Consider the following 13997-nt stretch of genomic DNA (forward strand, 5'->3'; position numbering starts at 1 on the left):
GAGCTCAGACGGCGGCGGGCTCCGCGACCCGGTCCGCGAGCGCCGGGTCCCCGAGGAGCTTGACCAGGTCGTTGACGGCCGCGCGGCCGGCCCGGTTGGCGCCGACGGTACTGGCGGACGGACCGTAGCCGACCAGGTGGACGCGCGGGTCGGCGGTGGCGCGGGTGCCGGTGAGGGCGATCCCGCCGCCGGGGGAGCGCAGCCCGAGCGGGGCGAGGTGCCCGACCTCGGGCCGGAAGCCGGTGGCCCAGACGATCGCGTCCACCGGCAGCTCCTCGTCGCCCCAGGCGACCCCGTGCTCGGTCAGGCGGTCGAACATCGGGCGGCGGCGCAGCGCGCCCAGCTCCTGGGCGCGCCGGAGGGCGACGGACGGGCCGAGCCCGGTCACGCCGACCACGCTGCGCACCGGCAGGCCCTGCCGGACCCGCTCCTCGACCTTGGCGACCACCGCGCGTCCGTACTCGGGGGTGAACGGTCCGTCGTGGTAGAGGGGTTCGGAGCGGGTGACCCACACCGTCTCGCCGACGGCGGCGACCTCCGACAGCACCTGGACCGCCGAGGCGCCACCACCGACCACCAGCACGCGCCGGCCCGCGAACTCCTCGGGACCGCGGTAGTCGGCGTAGTGCAGCTGGCGGCCCGCGAAGTGACCGGGGTAGTGCGGGAGGAAAGGCCGGGTCCAGGTGCCGGTGGCGTTGATCAGTGCGCGGGTGGACCAGACACCGTGGTCGGTCTCGACCAGCAGCCGGGCATCCGGTCGTTCGGACTCGGCGCGAACGGCACGCACCGCGACCGGGCGTACGACCGGGAGCGCGTGCCGGACCTCGTACGCTGCGAAGTACTCCGGCACCACCTCGCGCGCGGGGGCCCCGGGGTCCGGCGGCGGGAGTTCGGCGTCGGGGAGGTCGTGGACGCCGTGCACGGCGGCCATCCGCAGGGACGGCGAGCGGTGCGCCCAGGCACCCCCGGGGACGGCGTTGGCGTCGAGGACGACGAAACCGCCGTCGACGCCCGCCCGGTACGGGGCGAAACCGCGGCGGCCCAGGTGGTAGGCGGCGGAAAGGCCGGCCTGCCCGGCACCCACCACCAGGACGTCCACGCGTTCCGGAACGCTGTTCGTTGCACCGTAAACAGTCACGCCGCTGAAACATCGGGGGGTCGACGGCTGTTCCCGTCGTCCCGCCGGGGCTCCGTCGGCGTCCGTGGAGGAGCGAACGGTGGTCGCGAACGGGAGTGCGCGGGCGGAGGCGCGGAGGCGCGGAGGCGCGGATGTGGAGGAGCAGAGGCGCTGAGGAGCGTCAGGAGAGCGGGGAGATGACCGCGGCGGTGCCGTAGGCGCAGACCTCGGTGCCGACGTCGGCCGCCTCCGTGACGTCGAAGCGCATCATCAGGACGGCGTTGCCGCCGCGCGCCTTGGTCTGCTCGACCAGCCGCTGCATGGCCTCGTTGCGGCTCTCGACCAGGGTCTTCGTCAGACCGCGCAGCTCGCCGCCGATCAGCGACTTCAGACCGGCACCGATCTGGCTCCCGAGGTGGCGGCTGCGCACGGTCAGCCCGAAGACCTCGCCGATCACGTGGTCGACCCGGAAGCCGGGGATGTCGTTGGTGGTCACGACCAGGACGTCGGCGTTCGGGCCCTGCCCGCCGCCGTACTCGTTGATGTCAGCCATGGGACGCATCCTGCCAGTTCCTGCGTCCGAGTGACCGAGGCGTGGCCGGGCGGTGGCCGAGAACGCTTCCGGAAGCTGGTCCGGACCGGTGATCGGGGGGCCGAAAGGCCGTACCGTTAGCCCCATGGGCGAGCGAAGCGATCATCCACAGGGGCCGGGCGCGGCGGAGGACTCCGGCGCGCAGGAGATCGAGGCGACGGTGGTGCTGGGCCTGCGGATCACCGACTGGCCGGCCCTGCGCGCGGCCGCGATCAGGGCCGTCGAGGAACTGGACTTCGACGGCATCGACCCGGCCGGCCAGCGTCGCGAACTGCTGCGCGAGGTCGCCGAGGACGCCAACGCGGCGCTCGGCGCGCTGCTGCATCCGGACCGGCTGGTGGCCGCCATCCCCGGGGTCGAGGCGATGGGCGGGACGCTGGAGATCAGCGTCACGGAGGACTTCACACCGGACTTCGCCGACCTGTTCCCGCTGGAGGGCGACGAGGAGGACGGCGGCGCGGGCGCGGACTGGACGCTCACCCCGCGCACCGCCTGCCTGCTCCACGCCCAGCTGATAGGCCTGGCCGACGCCGCGTACGACGACTTCGACGAGCACGGGGACGAGGCGATCGTCGACGGCGAGGACGCGGACTGGACGGTCTTCGCCAGGCTCCCCGAACGCACCTGGCGGATGCACCGGAGCTGGCGCCGCGCGATGGCCCGGGCCTTCGACGACCTCGCCGACGACCTCGCGCTCGGCGAGTGGCCGCTGCCACGCTGCCTGGCCGAGGACGTGGCGCTGCGGATGGCACTGGTGGACGCCCGGACGCTGCTCGGCGCCCAGCCCGAGTCGGTCGCGGACATGATGGGCGACCTCCCGGCGGACCTGTACGACTACGACTGGGACGGCTGCCACGACGAACTGTTCGGGGTCTACGGTCCGGACGACGGCGATCCGGAGCTGGGGGCGGAGCAGCGCACGGAGGTTCTGCTGGCTGCCACCCACCCGGAGGGCTGGTTCCTGATGTACGAGGACGCCGAGGAGCGGGACCCGCAGCGCGGCTACCGGCGCTGACGGGGCGCTGCGCCGTAGGGCGGGCAGCGGGCACCGGGGCGCCGGGCGCCGGGTATCGGGACATTGGACGTCGGGGCGTTGGACGTCAGGAGCAGGGCGTCGGCCGCCGGTTCCGGGGCTGTCGCTCGGGCCGGGCCGAGTCGTCCGGAGCGGGGCTGGCATCCTGGACGGGTGACTGATCCTTCCGATGCCCCGACCCCCACTGCCCCGACCTCCACCGCTCCGACTCCGGCTGTGGTTCCTCCGGCTCCGGTCTCCGAGCCCCCGGCCCCTGCGGCCGACCCCGGCGAGGCCCCGGAGCGCGAGGACCGCGAGGACCGCGAGGACCGCGACGAGCGGCCGCAGTACGTGCTGCCGCTGGTCGTCCGGATGGAGCGGGCCACTCCGCCGGGCCGGACGGACGCGCTGGAGACCTCGGCCCGGGCGGTGCTCACCCTGCTGGCCGACCCCCGGGTGACCGGGGCGGACGGCGAGTGGGCGGAGCGGGTCGCGGCCTGGGAGGACGCCCGGATCCGCAAGGTGGTCCGGCGGGCCCGGGGCGGGGAGTGGCGCCGGGCGGGCGAGCTGCCGGGCCTCACGGTGCACGGCCGGGAGGCCGAGGTGCGGGTGTTCCCGCCGGTCCCGCTGGACGGGTGGCCGAAGGACCTTGCCAAGCTCCAGGTGTCCGGGACGGACCTTGAGGAGACGGCCGAGATCACGGCGCCCGAGCCGGGGCTGCCGGTGCTGTGGCTCAACCCCGAGCTGGAGATGAGCGCGGGCAAGACGATGGCGCAGACCGGGCACGCCGCCCAGCTCGGGTGGTGGCGGCTGGACGAGGCGCAGCGCAAGGAGTGGGCCGAGGCCGGTTTCGCGCTCGCGGTCCGAACGGCCTCGCCGCAGGCGTGGGAGGAACTCGTCCGCAGCGGGCTGCCGGTGGTCCAGGACGCGGGCTTCACCGAGATCGCCCCCGGGCCAACTGTTGTACTCGAAGGAGGCACGCGCTACTGCCCCACCCCGCGCCTTCGGCGCCCGTGAACGTACCAAGCTGATCCCCGAACAGACATTGGCCAGGGACACCTGGGTGCAGCGCAGGAGCGGGATCCGGTGTTGGAGCGGTTGGGGTAGCCGGCTGGATCGGGCTGCCAGAGGCTTTTGCCGTGCCCGCAGCCGCAGGAGCTGCCCTCGTGCGGATGCCGGCCGCAGTTGCAGCAGTGGTGGTGATCGCCATCCTGGCCTGCGCGGACGTGGCCGCCGGACGCAGGATGTGGGCCGGCCTCGGAGCCCGATCTCGGAGGTGGCCGGTTGGGCTGGTACGGAAGGAAGGAAAGAATGAATTAATCCGTGCCGGCTCAGTCGTCGTTCGTGGCTGCGAAGGTCAGGTCCGGGGCCGGTCAGTCCTCGGGCGGGGGCGTCGGGCGGGGCCGTCAGGGCGCCGGGCTCTCCGCGCCCTCGACGTCGGCGAGCAGTTTGCGCAGGAGCCCGTCCAGGGTGGCCCGTTCCTCGCCCGAGAGGGCCGAGAGCAGCGCGGTCTCGTTGGCCGCGTGGTCGGTGAAGGCGGCGTCCACGAGGGCGCGTCCGGCCGCGGTGAGGGCGATGCGGACGCTGCGCCGGTCCGCCGGGTCGGTGCGGCGTTCCACCAGGCCCGCCGATTCCAGCCGGTCGATCCGGCTGGTCATGCCGGCCCGCGACATCAGCAGCAGCGCGGCGAGTTCGGAGGGCATCAGTTCGTACGGCGCGCCGGAGCGGCGCAGGGTGGCGAGAACGTCGAACTCGCCGCGCTGGAGGCCGTGTTGCTTGAACACCTCTTCGACGACCCGGCCCGCGAGCAGCGCGAAGCGGCCGAGGCGGCCGACGGTGCCGACCGCCGCCAGGTCGAGGTCCGGGCGCTCCCGGCTCCACTGGTCGAGCATGACGTCCACGTGATCCATGGGGGCATGTTATTCGATGGGAGATAGTTAGACGTAGTACTATCAGCTAGGGAACTATCGAAGCGCTCACTGTGGGGAGAGGCCAATGACGTTGATCGGACCGGAAGCCGTGGTGGTGCGGGGCGACGAAGCCGAGACCGTCGGAATGCTCGGCGGCAAGGGGCGGCTGCTGGCGGACTCCAGCGCCACCGGCGGCGCCCTGAGCACCCTGCGCGTCACGCTGGGGCGCGGCAAGGACGGCGCCACTCCGCACTACCACGGGGGCTCCTCGGAGCTGTTCTTCGTCGTCGACGGCTCGGCCCAGGTGCTGGTCGGGAACGAGGTGGTCACCGCCCGCAGCGGCGACCTCGTGGTGGTGCCGCCCCATCTGCCGCACGCCTTCGCGGCGGCGCCGGACTCCGGGGCGGACCTGCTGATCGTGATCACCCCCGGGGTGGAGCGCTTCGACTACTTCCGCCTGCTGGAGCGCATCCGCGCGGGCGAGGCGACGGTCGAGGAACTGCTCGCCAAGCAGGACCTCTTCGACAACCACTTCCTGGAGTCGCCGAGTTGGCGCGACGCCCGGGAGGAAGCCGCCCGGTCCGAGCCGTAGACCGCCCGGCACCGAGCCCGGCCCGACACCAGGGAAGGAACCCCGTGACCGACACCCGCACCATCACCAACCCGCCCGGCCTGCACGACCCGACGCCGTTCGGCTACAGCCACGCCGCCTCCGCGCCCGGCGAACCGGTGTTCATCGGCGGCCAGTACGCCTCCGACGCCGGCGGTCAGGTCGTGCCCGGCGACTTCGCCGCCCAGGTGGAGCTCGCCCTCGCCAACCTGCGCACCGCGCTCGCCGGGGTCGGCCTCGGCTTCGAGCACGTGGTCCGGCTCGGCTCGTACGTCGTCGACCACGACCCGGAGAAGCTGGCCGTCCTCGGCAAGGCCCTGGCCGGGGCCTGGGGCGACCGGCTGCCCGCGCAGACGCTCAGCGGGGTCGCCTCGCTCGCCCTGCCGGGGATGCTCTTCGAGATCGACGCGGTCGCCGTCCGGCCGACGGCGGGGGCGGCGGGCTGACCCACCCGCGCGCAGGGGTCCCACCGGTCGGTGGGACCCCTCGCCGTACCGCCGCCGTTCGAGCCGGCGCGGACCGCTCACATGGCCCGGTTCGCCGCGCACAGCCGGCGTTCCACGGTGTCGGGGCCGTCGCCGAGGAACAGCACCCGCAGGAACGGGCCCTCGTCGTCCACAGATGCACGCCGACTGCTGCACGACGACTCCCTGGCCGCCGCAGACCGGGTTGATGCGGATCCCAGATGCTTCCGCGACCTGCCGGTCAACCGCGAGGCGCGCGTTCCCGGCAGTCGCATGCTTCCGGCGGGTCTTCTTGGAGGGGGTGGGGACGGCACTCCCTCTGCTGGGCAAGGCGGGTAGGTGTCCCCGCAACGGTGTGACCCCGCCCCGACCTGTCCGTTGGACGGGCGCTGGTGGGCGGTGGTCACCAGGGGCTCGGCTCGCGGCTTTCGGCAACCGCCGCCCGGAGAACCAATACCGGGAATCAGGCCGCGACGAGCTCCTTCTCGCGGGCCGGTGTCTTGACCTTGGGCTTCTTGTTCGGCAGCGAGAGCCGGAAGACCTTGTGCCACGCGGAGAACACCTGCTTGGGCAGCGGCCCGGTGACGTACTCCAGCTCGTACTTTTCGAACAGCGCGCGCACCTTCACCGCGACTTCGGCGTACCGGTTGCTCGGCAGGTCCGGGAACAGGTGGTGCTCGATCTGGTGAGACAGGTTGCCCGTCATGAAGTGCATGGCCCTGCTGCCGCTGATGTTCGCCGAGCCCATCATCTGGCGCAGGTACCACTGGCCGCGCGTCTCGCCCTCGACCGACTGGCGCTCGAAGACCTGTACGCCCTCGGGGAAGTGCCCGCACATGATCACCGAGTGGGACCAGATGTTGCGGACCAGGTTCGCGGTGAACGTGGCGGCGAGCGTGGTGAGGAACGACGGGCCCGACAGCAGCGGGTGGATCACGTAGTCCTTGAGCACCTGCTTGCGGATCTTGCGGCCCACGGCCTTGGCCCGCGCGCGGAACTCCGGGTTCCTGCGGCGGCGCTTGTGCAGGTTCTTGCCGAGTTCGAGGTCGTACGCTGCGATGCCGTACTCGAAGAAGCAGGCGTTGACGAAGTTCCACAGCGGCTGGCCGAGGTGGAGCGGGTGCCACTTCTGGTCCTCGTCGACGCGCATGATGCCGTAGCCGAGGTCGTTGTCCTTGCCGATCACGTTGGTGTACGTGTGGTGCAGCTCGTTGTGCGAGTGCTTCCACTGCTCGGACGGCGAGACGTGGTCCCATTCCCAGGTGGTGGAGTGGATCTTCGGGTCCCGCATCCAGTCCCACTGGCCGTGCAGGACGTTGTGGCCGATCTCCATGTTCTCCATGATCTTCGCCACGGAGAGGCCGGCGGTGCCGAGCAGCCACGCGGGCGGGAAGATCGAGAACAGCAGCACGCCCCTGCTGGCCAGTTCGAGCTTGCGCTGCGCCGAGATGACCTTGCGGATGTACGCGGCGTCCTTCTCGCCCCGGTCGGCGAGCACCTCGTCGCGGATCGCGTCCAGCTCGCGGCCGAGCTCCTCGATCTGCTCGGCGGTCAGGTGGGCGGTGGGGTCGATGGCGGTCAAGGTGCCTACCGTTCGATGTCGCAGGGGCCCGCCGCGGCGGACACACAGGTCTGGATGAGGACACCCGGCTCGGCCTCGGTGATCTCGCCGGTGCGCAGGTCGCGGACGGCGCCCGCCTTGAGCGGCGTGACGCAGCCGAAACAGATGCCCATGCGGCACCCGGAGGGCATGAGCACGCCGGCCTCCTCGCCGATGTCCAGCAATGGCGTGGCGCCGTCCGCGTCGACGGTCTTGCCGGTGGCGCTGAACGTGACCTCGCCGCCGTTGCCGTCGCCGGCGACGACGATGCGGGGGCGGAAGCGTTCGGTGTGCAGGCGCTCCTGGACGCCGTTCTCGGTCCAGTGCTCCTCTGCGGCATCGAGCAGGCCCGCAGGCCCGCAGGCCCAGGTCTCGCGCTCGGCCCAGTCGGGCACGAGTTCGCCGAGACGGGCGATGTCGAGCCTGCCGTCTGTGTCGGTGTGCACCTCGGTGAGGCGCAGCTTCTTGTCCGCGACCAGGCCGTGCAGTTCGTTGCGGAAGATCACGTCTTGCGGCTGTGGTGCGCAATGGACCAGGACGACGTCGTCGACCTCGGTGTCGCGCAGCATGCCCATCACGGGCGTGATGCCGCTGCCGGCCGTCAGGTAGAGCACCTTGGCGGGCTTGGCATGCGGCAGCACGAAGTCACCGGTCGGCTGGTCGAGCTGGATCAGCGTGCCCGGTGTCGCCCTGTGGACGAGGTGGCTGCTGACCTTGCCGTCCGGGATCGCCTTCACGGTGATCGTGATGCGGCCGTCCCGGCGGTCTGTCGGTGAGGTGATGGAGTAGCCACGCCACAGGCGCCTCCCGTCGACGTCGACCCCGATCCGCACGTACTGACCGGCTGTGTGGCCGCGCCAGCCCCGTCCCGGCCTGATCACGATGGTCGCTGCGTCAGCCGTCTCGGGGTGCACGGCCTCGATGCGCCCACGCAGGTCGGCGCCAGCACGCAGCGGGCTGACCAGGTCGAGGTAGTCCGACGGCAGCAGCGGCGTCGTGACCATCTCCAGCAGCTTCCATGCCCTGCTGCGGAGGGCTGCACTCGTCATGACTCCAGCTTGCTGCGCCTCAGGGCGTAAAGTCCTGACCGTAGGACGTGAATCTGGTCGGCTGAATTGTTCGTAGGGAACAAAAACGTGAGCCATGCAATCAGGAGGGCCGCCGAACTGGGCCTGGATGAGACGACGGTCACCGCGCTTCGGGCCGCGCTGACGGCCACCGCCGACGAGGTCGTCCAGGCGATCATTGACGAGGTCCCGCCCTATGCCAACGCGCTTTCGGGCCGCATGGGCGGCACCATCCGCCGGGCCGTCCGCACCACCCTGGGGCACTACCTGGACCTCGCGAGCGGGAACGCCACGACTGGCGACGCCGGTGACGCGGCCTACGAGCTCGGCCGCGGCGAGGTGCGCGACGGCCGCTCGATGGACGCCCTGCTCAGCGCCTACCGCGTCGGCGCCCGCGTGGCCTGGCGATGCCTGGCAGCGGGTGCCGTACCCGCAGGTCTGCCCGCCGCCGAGGTCGCCAAGTTCGCCGAGCTGACCTTCGCCTACATCGACGAGCTCTCCGCCGCGAGCGCCGCGGGCCATGCCGACGAACTGGCCGCCCGGGGCAGGGCCCACGAGCGCCACCTGGAACACCTGGCCCGCGACCTCCTCGCCGGCGCGAGTCCGGACGTGCTGCTGGCCGCTGTTCAACGGGCCGGGTGGCAGCCCCCGGTTTCGCTGACCGTGGTCCTGCTGCCCGCCGCCCAGGCCCGGCCTACCTACCGCGTGCTCGACCCGGGCACTCTCGTCCTCGACGATCTGCCGGACGCCACCGGTGTGCTGCTCGTCCCCGATGCCGACCGACCGCACCTCTTGCGGCAGCTGACCGGCCGCACCGCCGTGGTCGGCCCGGCACGGCCATGGACTCGTGCGTCCGCCTCGTACGCCCGGGCCGTACGCGCGCGATCCCTTTCCGCTGAGATTCGCGACACCGAGGACCACCTGCCCGAGCTGGTGCTGAGCGCGGACGTGGACGCGTTCGCAGACCTGCGTGCCCGAGCCCTCGCGCCGTTGCGGGCCTTGCCTGTCGCGACCGCAGAGCGGCTGGAGGAGACGTTGCGGGCGTGGCTGCTGCACCAGGGCAGGCGGGACGAGGTGGCGGCGGCGTTGTTCGTCCATCCCCAGACAGTCCGGTACCGGATGTCGCAGCTGCGGGAGCTGTTTCCGGATCTCGCCTCGCCGGACCGCGTCCTTGAACTGACCATGGCGGTGGGTCTTCGGGGCAGCTGACGCGTACTTCGACCGTCCACGACTGCGTCCGCGAGCGGGCCAGGAACCATGCCTCGTTCTCGGTGTCCGTCCGGGGCCTGCACCCGGGTGCAGGCCCCGGGCGCAGGGAGATCGCGCCGGGCAGCTGCACGGTGATCGCGGAGCACCCGGCGCTGCGGTGACGGCGGGGCCGGGCGGCCGTCGGGCGGCTCTCGGGTGGCGGGCGGGCGACGGGTGGCGGCGACGAACGGCGGCGAACAGATGACGGCTAACAGATAACAGCGAACGGGTGACAGATTTTGAAATCTGTCATCCGTCATCTGTCATCCGTCCGCTGTTCCCCGTCGCCCGTCAGCTCGGCTCGTACCGCCGCATCGCCCGCAGCCCGCCGTAGACCGCCAGGGCGGTCCAGAGCGCCATGATCAGCAGCCCGGTCCAGTGGCCGTAGTGGACGCCCGGCTCGGGCTGGGTGCGCATCGCGTACAGGCCGGCGCGGTCGGGCAGGAACTGGCCCAGTTCGCGGACGCCGGGGATGGCGGCCAGCCAGGTGGTGCCCAGGAACACCATCGGGGTCAGCAGGCCGAGCGCGGCGCTGAAGTTGCCCAGCATCGCGGTCAGTCCGAGGCAGATCAGCACCATCATCGGGTGGTACAGCACGCCGGCCAGGAAGCTTCGGGGCAGGCCCGGGGTGGAGAGGTCCAGGCCGACGGTGGCGCCGACGGCCAGGAACGAGCCCGCCGTCGAGGCCAGCCCGAGCAGCAGGCCCAGCCCGGTGCCGAGCGCGAGCTTGGCACCGTACAGTCGGCCGCGCCGGGGGACGGCGGTGAGCGAGGTGCCGATCATGCGGGTGTTGAACTCCTGCCCCATCAGCAGGATCCCGAGGCAGGCCACCGCGACGTGCCCGAGGAGCAGTCCGTAGAAGATCCCCCCGGCCGGGTCCTCGCCGGCCGTGTGGTCCTTCGCCCCGTAGGCGGCGTTGACGGCCGCCGTGACGCCGACCGTCAGCGTCAGGGCGACCAGCGGGGCCGCCCACTGCGAGGGCAGGGTGGTGAACTTGACCCGTTCGGCGCGTACCGCGTCGGCCATCGTGCTCATCGTCGCTCCCATGCCCCGTCTCCCATGTCCCGTTCGCCCGTAGTCACTTGGCGCGCCGCATCGCCCGGAGGCCGCCGTACGCCGCCAGGGCGGTCCAGAGCGCCATGATCAGCAGCCCGGTCCAGTGGCCGTAGGCGATCTGCGGGTCGTCGACGTACCGCAGGGCGTACTGGCCGGCCCGGTCGGGCAGGAACTGCACCACCCGGCGCACCCCCGGGACTCCGCCGAGCAGTGGTGAGAGCAGGAAGAGGGTCGGGACCAGCAGTCCCATGGCGGCGGTGAGGTTGCCCAGCACGGCGGTCGTTCCGAGGCAGAGCACCACCACCAGCGTCTGGTAGAGCACCCCGGCGACGGCGGTGCGGACGAAGGCGGGCCCGTCCCAGTCGGCGGGGACGGAGGCCGCGTACCCGGCGAAGGCGCTCGCCGTGCCGACGGCGCCGACCGCCAGGCCGACCAGTGCGCCGAGCGTGAGCTTGGCGCCGTAGAGCCGGCCGCGTCGCGGGACGGCGGTGAGCGAGGTGCCGATCATGCGGGTGTTGAACTCCTGCCCGATCAGCAGGATGCCGAAGCAGGTCAGCGCCGCCTGGCCGAAGTTGAGGCCGTAGAAGTCGCCGGCACCTGGGTCGTCGGTGATGTTGTGGTCCTTGCCGCCGAGGGCCGCGCCGACGGCGGCGGTGACGCCCGCGGTGAGCGCCAGGGCGAGCAGCGGGGTGATCCAGAGCGAGCGGAGCGTGGTGAGCTTGATCCACTCGGCGCGCAGGGCGTTGACGGCAGGGGACCCGGAGGACGTCACGACGGATGTCGCGGCGGATGCCACCGAGGGTGTCGCGGCGGACGTCACGGCAGGGGGCGAGGCGTTCACGCGGCGGCCTCCGCACGGTACTCGACGCTGTCGGCCGTCATCCGCATGAACGCTTCCTCCAGGGAGTCCTGTTGCACGGCGATCTCGTACAGCACCACGCCGTCGGCGGCGGCGAGCGCGGCGATCCGCTCGGGATCGGTGCCGCTCACCTCCCAGGCGCCGCCGGCGACTTCGATGGCGTCGAGGCCGTGTCCGGGGTCGCGGAGCAGGGCGGCGAGCTTGGTCGGGTCGACGGCGCGGACCCTGATCCGGGTCCGGCCGTGGCGGTCGATGAACTCGGAGGTGGCGGCGTCGGCCAGCAGCCGGCCGCGCCCGATCACCACCAAGTGGTCGGCGGTGAGCGCCATTTCGGTCATCAGGTGGGAGGAGACCAGCACCGCCCGGCCCTCGGCGGCCAGATCGCGGAGCAGCGTGCGGATCCAGCGGATGCCTTCCGGGTCCAGGCCGTTCACGGGCTCGTCCAGCAGCAGCACCGGCGGGTCGCCGAGCAGTGCGGCGGCCACCCCGAGACGCTGGCGCATGCCCAGCGAGAAGCCCCGGATCCGCCGTCCGGCCGCGTCCGCCAGACCGACCTGGCCGAGCACCTCGTCCACCCGGCGGGCCGGCAGCCCGTTGGTCGCGGCGAGCCAGCGCAGGTGGCCGTGCGCGGTCCGGCCGCCGTGCAGTGCCTGGGCGTCCAGCAGCGCTCCGACCGTCCTCAGCGGGTCGGGCAGTTCGACGTAGGGGCGGCCGTCGACCAGGGCGTGCCCGGCGGTCGGCCGGTCGAGACCGAGGACCAGGCGCATGGTGGTGCTCTTGCCGGCGCCGTTCGGGCCGAGGAAGCCGGTCACCACGCCGGGTCGCACCTCGAAGGTCAGGTCGTCGACGACGCGCCGGCCGTCGTACTCCTTGGTCAGGCCCTGGATCTCGATCACGGCCCGCTCCCCTCGTCTCGTCGTCTTGGCGGTATCCGCCGGTGCTCGCTGTGGTCGGCCCCGGGCGGTGGCTCCATTCGACCGGAGCGGGCCGGTGCGGCGGATCCCGCCGGGGCGGGGAGCCGGCTCCCTCCCGGGAGGGAGATCGCGGGCGACCGGAGCGGGAGCCGGGAGCCGGGGGCGGACTGGCAGGATGGCCCGATGTCCAAGATCGCAGTGCTGAAGAGCGCGGTGTCCGTGACCGCGGCGCCGCTGAGCGCGGTGTCCGGGCTCTTCGCGCCGCTGGTGGCCGGCGCCACGTACGCACGGATGCTGCACCTGCTGGTGGGGTGGTTCTTCGCGGGCATCGTGCTGATGGTCTATCCGGGGACGTACCACGAGGGCCTCGGCGAGATCCTGATGGCGGGCGTCTCGGTGGACGTCGTGCTGCTCGCGCTGGCCGCGCTCATACCGGCTGCGCGCCGGGCCGAGGGAGTGCAGGCGCGGCTGCTGCTGGTGCCCGACCGCGAGGAGGACATCGCCGCCGAGCCCTCCCGCACCTGGGCCGACCGGCGGCGGACGGCCGGCTGGCTGATCGGGCGGGTCGCGCTGGGTTCGGCGGTCGGGTTCCCGCTGGTCTTCGGGATCACCGGGGCCTTCGACCGGCTGACCGGCCCGGACGCTCTCCGGTACCTCCCGTTCGTACCGTTGGCGGTCCTCGGCTTCGGCTGGTTCCTGGTGTGCGCGGGCCGCCTCCAACTCGCCATGGCGATACGGCTGCTGGGCTCCTCCCCGGCCGAGCGGCTGGCCGAGGCGGAGCTGCGGGCCGAACGGCTCCTGGAACGCAACCGCTTGGCCCGCGAGCTGCACGACTCGATCGGCCACGCCCTGACGGTGACCGTCCTTCAGGCGGGCGCGGCGCGCGAGGTCGGGGACCGGGACTTCGTCGCCAAGGCGCTCGAAGTCATTGAGGAGACCGGTCGGCAGGCCATGGAGGACCTCGAACGCACCCTCGTGCTGCTGCGCGAGACCCCGGCCGGGGCGAACGGCGTGGCCACCGAACAGCCCGGGATCGACCAGCTGCCCACGCTGTTCGACACCGCCAGGGCGGCCGGCAGCCCGGTGGAGGCGCGGGTCGACGTGAAGCCCGGCACCCTGCCCGGGGTGCTCTCCCGCGAGTCGTACCGGATCGTCCAGGAGGGCGTCACCAACGCGCTCAAGTACGCACCGGGCGAGCCGATCGAGATCCGGATCGCCGTGCGGGACGGCCGGTTGGAGCTGCGCTGCGCCAACCGGCTGCCCGGCGCCGGACGTTCAGCGAACGGAGCGGCGCGGCTTCCGGCGGGCGGGGCAGGCGGGGCGGGCCGGGGTGCGACGCGCAAGGGCGGAAAGGGACTGCGTGGAATCCGCGAACGCGCCACGCTGCTCGGCGGGGAGGCGGAAGCGGGGCCTTCGGTGGCGGGCAGGGTAGTGGTGGGAACGGCGGCAGGGACCGCGACGGGGACGGCCGGGCCGATCGAGGAGGGGAGCGGGGAGTGGGTGCTTGCCGTGCGCCTGCCCCTACGCTTGGGCTCGTGACGAACGATC

At 72.5% G+C, this 13997-nt stretch carries 14 protein-coding genes; 6 read left to right on the top strand and 8 right to left on the bottom strand.

The features are described from left to right. Window positions 1-4 precede the first annotated feature (4 nt). On the bottom strand, window positions 5-1099 hold the full coding sequence (locus tag ACFWJ4_RS00790) for an NAD(P)-binding domain-containing protein (protein ID WP_380537959.1): 1095 nt from the start codon (window positions 1097-1099) through the stop codon (window positions 5-7). A 199-nt stretch (window positions 1100-1298) separates the two neighbouring features. Next, entirely contained in the window at window positions 1299-1670 is a 372-nt protein-coding gene (locus ACFWJ4_RS00795) for a YbjQ family protein (RefSeq protein ID WP_359900518.1), read from the bottom strand. Window positions 1671-1794: 124 nt separating this feature from the next. Between ACFWJ4_RS00795 and ACFWJ4_RS00800 the strand changes: the two genes are divergently transcribed. Together ACFWJ4_RS00800 and ACFWJ4_RS00805 are read left to right on the top strand one after the other, a co-directional pair. Beyond that, entirely contained in the window at window positions 1795-2724 is a 930-nt protein-coding gene (locus ACFWJ4_RS00800; protein ID WP_380348302.1) for a hypothetical protein, read from the top strand. A gap of 234 nt (window positions 2725-2958) precedes the next feature. Beyond that, window positions 2959-3738: a peptidyl-tRNA hydrolase gene (locus ACFWJ4_RS00805; RefSeq protein ID WP_380537961.1), complete on the top strand. Its 780-nt coding sequence runs from the start codon at window positions 2959-2961 to the stop codon at window positions 3736-3738. 389 nt (window positions 3739-4127) lie between these two features. On the opposite strand, the gene ACFWJ4_RS00810 is transcribed toward ACFWJ4_RS00805, so the two are convergent. Beyond that, complete coding sequence (locus tag ACFWJ4_RS00810; RefSeq protein WP_280685212.1) at window positions 4128-4631, bottom strand: MarR family transcriptional regulator; 504 nt, start codon at window positions 4629-4631, stop codon at window positions 4128-4130. A gap of 85 nt (window positions 4632-4716) precedes the next feature. Here ACFWJ4_RS00810 and ACFWJ4_RS00815 point away from each other — a divergent pair, with 85 nt between their 5' ends. Further along, on the top strand, window positions 4717-5223 hold the full coding sequence (locus ACFWJ4_RS00815; RefSeq protein WP_063352400.1) for a cupin domain-containing protein: 507 nt from the start codon (window positions 4717-4719) through the stop codon (window positions 5221-5223). A 44-nt stretch (window positions 5224-5267) separates the two neighbouring features. After that, window positions 5268-5687 (top strand): RidA family protein, encoded by a 420-nt coding sequence (locus ACFWJ4_RS00820; RefSeq protein ID WP_380537963.1) that lies wholly within the window; start codon window positions 5268-5270, stop codon window positions 5685-5687. A gap of 481 nt (window positions 5688-6168) precedes the next feature. Here ACFWJ4_RS00820 and ACFWJ4_RS00825 read toward each other — a convergent pair whose 3' ends face one another. Next, window positions 6169-7287, bottom strand: a complete 1119-nt coding sequence (locus tag ACFWJ4_RS00825; protein ID WP_380537965.1) for a fatty acid desaturase family protein — start codon at window positions 7285-7287, stop codon at window positions 6169-6171. Window positions 7288-7292: 5 nt separating this feature from the next. Then, window positions 7293-8354 (bottom strand): ferredoxin reductase, encoded by a 1062-nt coding sequence (locus tag ACFWJ4_RS00830; RefSeq protein WP_380537967.1) that lies wholly within the window; start codon window positions 8352-8354, stop codon window positions 7293-7295. Between the two features lie 87 nt (window positions 8355-8441). Here ACFWJ4_RS00830 and ACFWJ4_RS00835 point away from each other — a divergent pair, with 87 nt between their 5' ends. Next, complete coding sequence (locus tag ACFWJ4_RS00835; RefSeq protein WP_380537969.1) at window positions 8442-9581, top strand: PucR family transcriptional regulator; 1140 nt, start codon at window positions 8442-8444, stop codon at window positions 9579-9581. A gap of 330 nt (window positions 9582-9911) precedes the next feature. Here the strand turns inward: ACFWJ4_RS00835 and ACFWJ4_RS00840 are convergent, their stop codons facing one another. From ACFWJ4_RS00840 to ACFWJ4_RS00850, 3 genes are all read right to left on the bottom strand, one after another. After that, the gene (locus tag ACFWJ4_RS00840; protein ID WP_380537971.1) at window positions 9912-10655 is read right to left on the bottom strand and encodes a hypothetical protein; all 744 of its coding nucleotides are present in this window, start codon (window positions 10653-10655) and stop codon (window positions 9912-9914) included. A gap of 43 nt (window positions 10656-10698) precedes the next feature. Beyond that, window positions 10699-11448 carry an ABC transporter permease gene (locus tag ACFWJ4_RS00845; RefSeq protein ID WP_380537973.1) on the bottom strand — a complete coding sequence of 250 codons (750 nt, stop codon included), beginning with the start codon at window positions 11446-11448 and terminating at the stop codon, window positions 10699-10701. Between the two features lie 65 nt (window positions 11449-11513). After that, window positions 11514-12431 carry an ABC transporter ATP-binding protein gene (locus ACFWJ4_RS00850; RefSeq protein ID WP_380537975.1) on the bottom strand — a complete coding sequence of 306 codons (918 nt, stop codon included), beginning with the start codon at window positions 12429-12431 and terminating at the stop codon, window positions 11514-11516. Between the two features lie 201 nt (window positions 12432-12632). Between ACFWJ4_RS00850 and ACFWJ4_RS00855 the strand changes: the two genes are divergently transcribed. After that, on the top strand, window positions 12633-13988 hold the full coding sequence (locus ACFWJ4_RS00855) for a sensor histidine kinase (RefSeq protein WP_380537977.1): 1356 nt from the start codon (window positions 12633-12635) through the stop codon (window positions 13986-13988). Window positions 13989-13997 lie beyond the last annotated feature (9 nt).

Source organism: Kitasatospora sp. NPDC127067 (genome assembly GCF_042724755.1).
GTDB classification, from domain to species: Bacteria; Actinomycetota; Actinomycetes; order Streptomycetales; family Streptomycetaceae; genus Kitasatospora; species Kitasatospora lactacystinica.

What these genes read in the sequence shown, in the direction of transcription:
- ACFWJ4_RS00795 (WP_359900518.1), bottom strand. Translation starts at nt 1,670, where the DNA reads ATGGCTGACATCAACGAGTACGGCGGCGGGCAGGGCCCGAACGCCGAC.
- ACFWJ4_RS00800 (WP_380348302.1), top strand. Translation starts at nt 1,795, where the DNA reads ATGGGCGAGCGAAGCGATCATCCACAGGGGCCGGGCGCGGCGGAGGAC.
- ACFWJ4_RS00810 (WP_280685212.1), bottom strand. Translation starts at nt 4,631, where the DNA reads ATGGATCACGTGGACGTCATGCTCGACCAGTGGAGCCGGGAGCGCCCG.
- ACFWJ4_RS00815 (WP_063352400.1), top strand. Translation starts at nt 4,717, where the DNA reads ATGACGTTGATCGGACCGGAAGCCGTGGTGGTGCGGGGCGACGAAGCC.
- ACFWJ4_RS00830 (WP_380537967.1), bottom strand. Translation starts at nt 8,354, where the DNA reads ATGACGAGTGCAGCCCTCCGCAGCAGGGCATGGAAGCTGCTGGAGATG.
- ACFWJ4_RS00840 (WP_380537971.1), bottom strand. Translation starts at nt 10,655, where the DNA reads ATGAGCACGATGGCCGACGCGGTACGCGCCGAACGGGTCAAGTTCACC.
- ACFWJ4_RS00855 (WP_380537977.1), top strand. Translation starts at nt 12,633, where the DNA reads ATGTCCAAGATCGCAGTGCTGAAGAGCGCGGTGTCCGTGACCGCGGCG.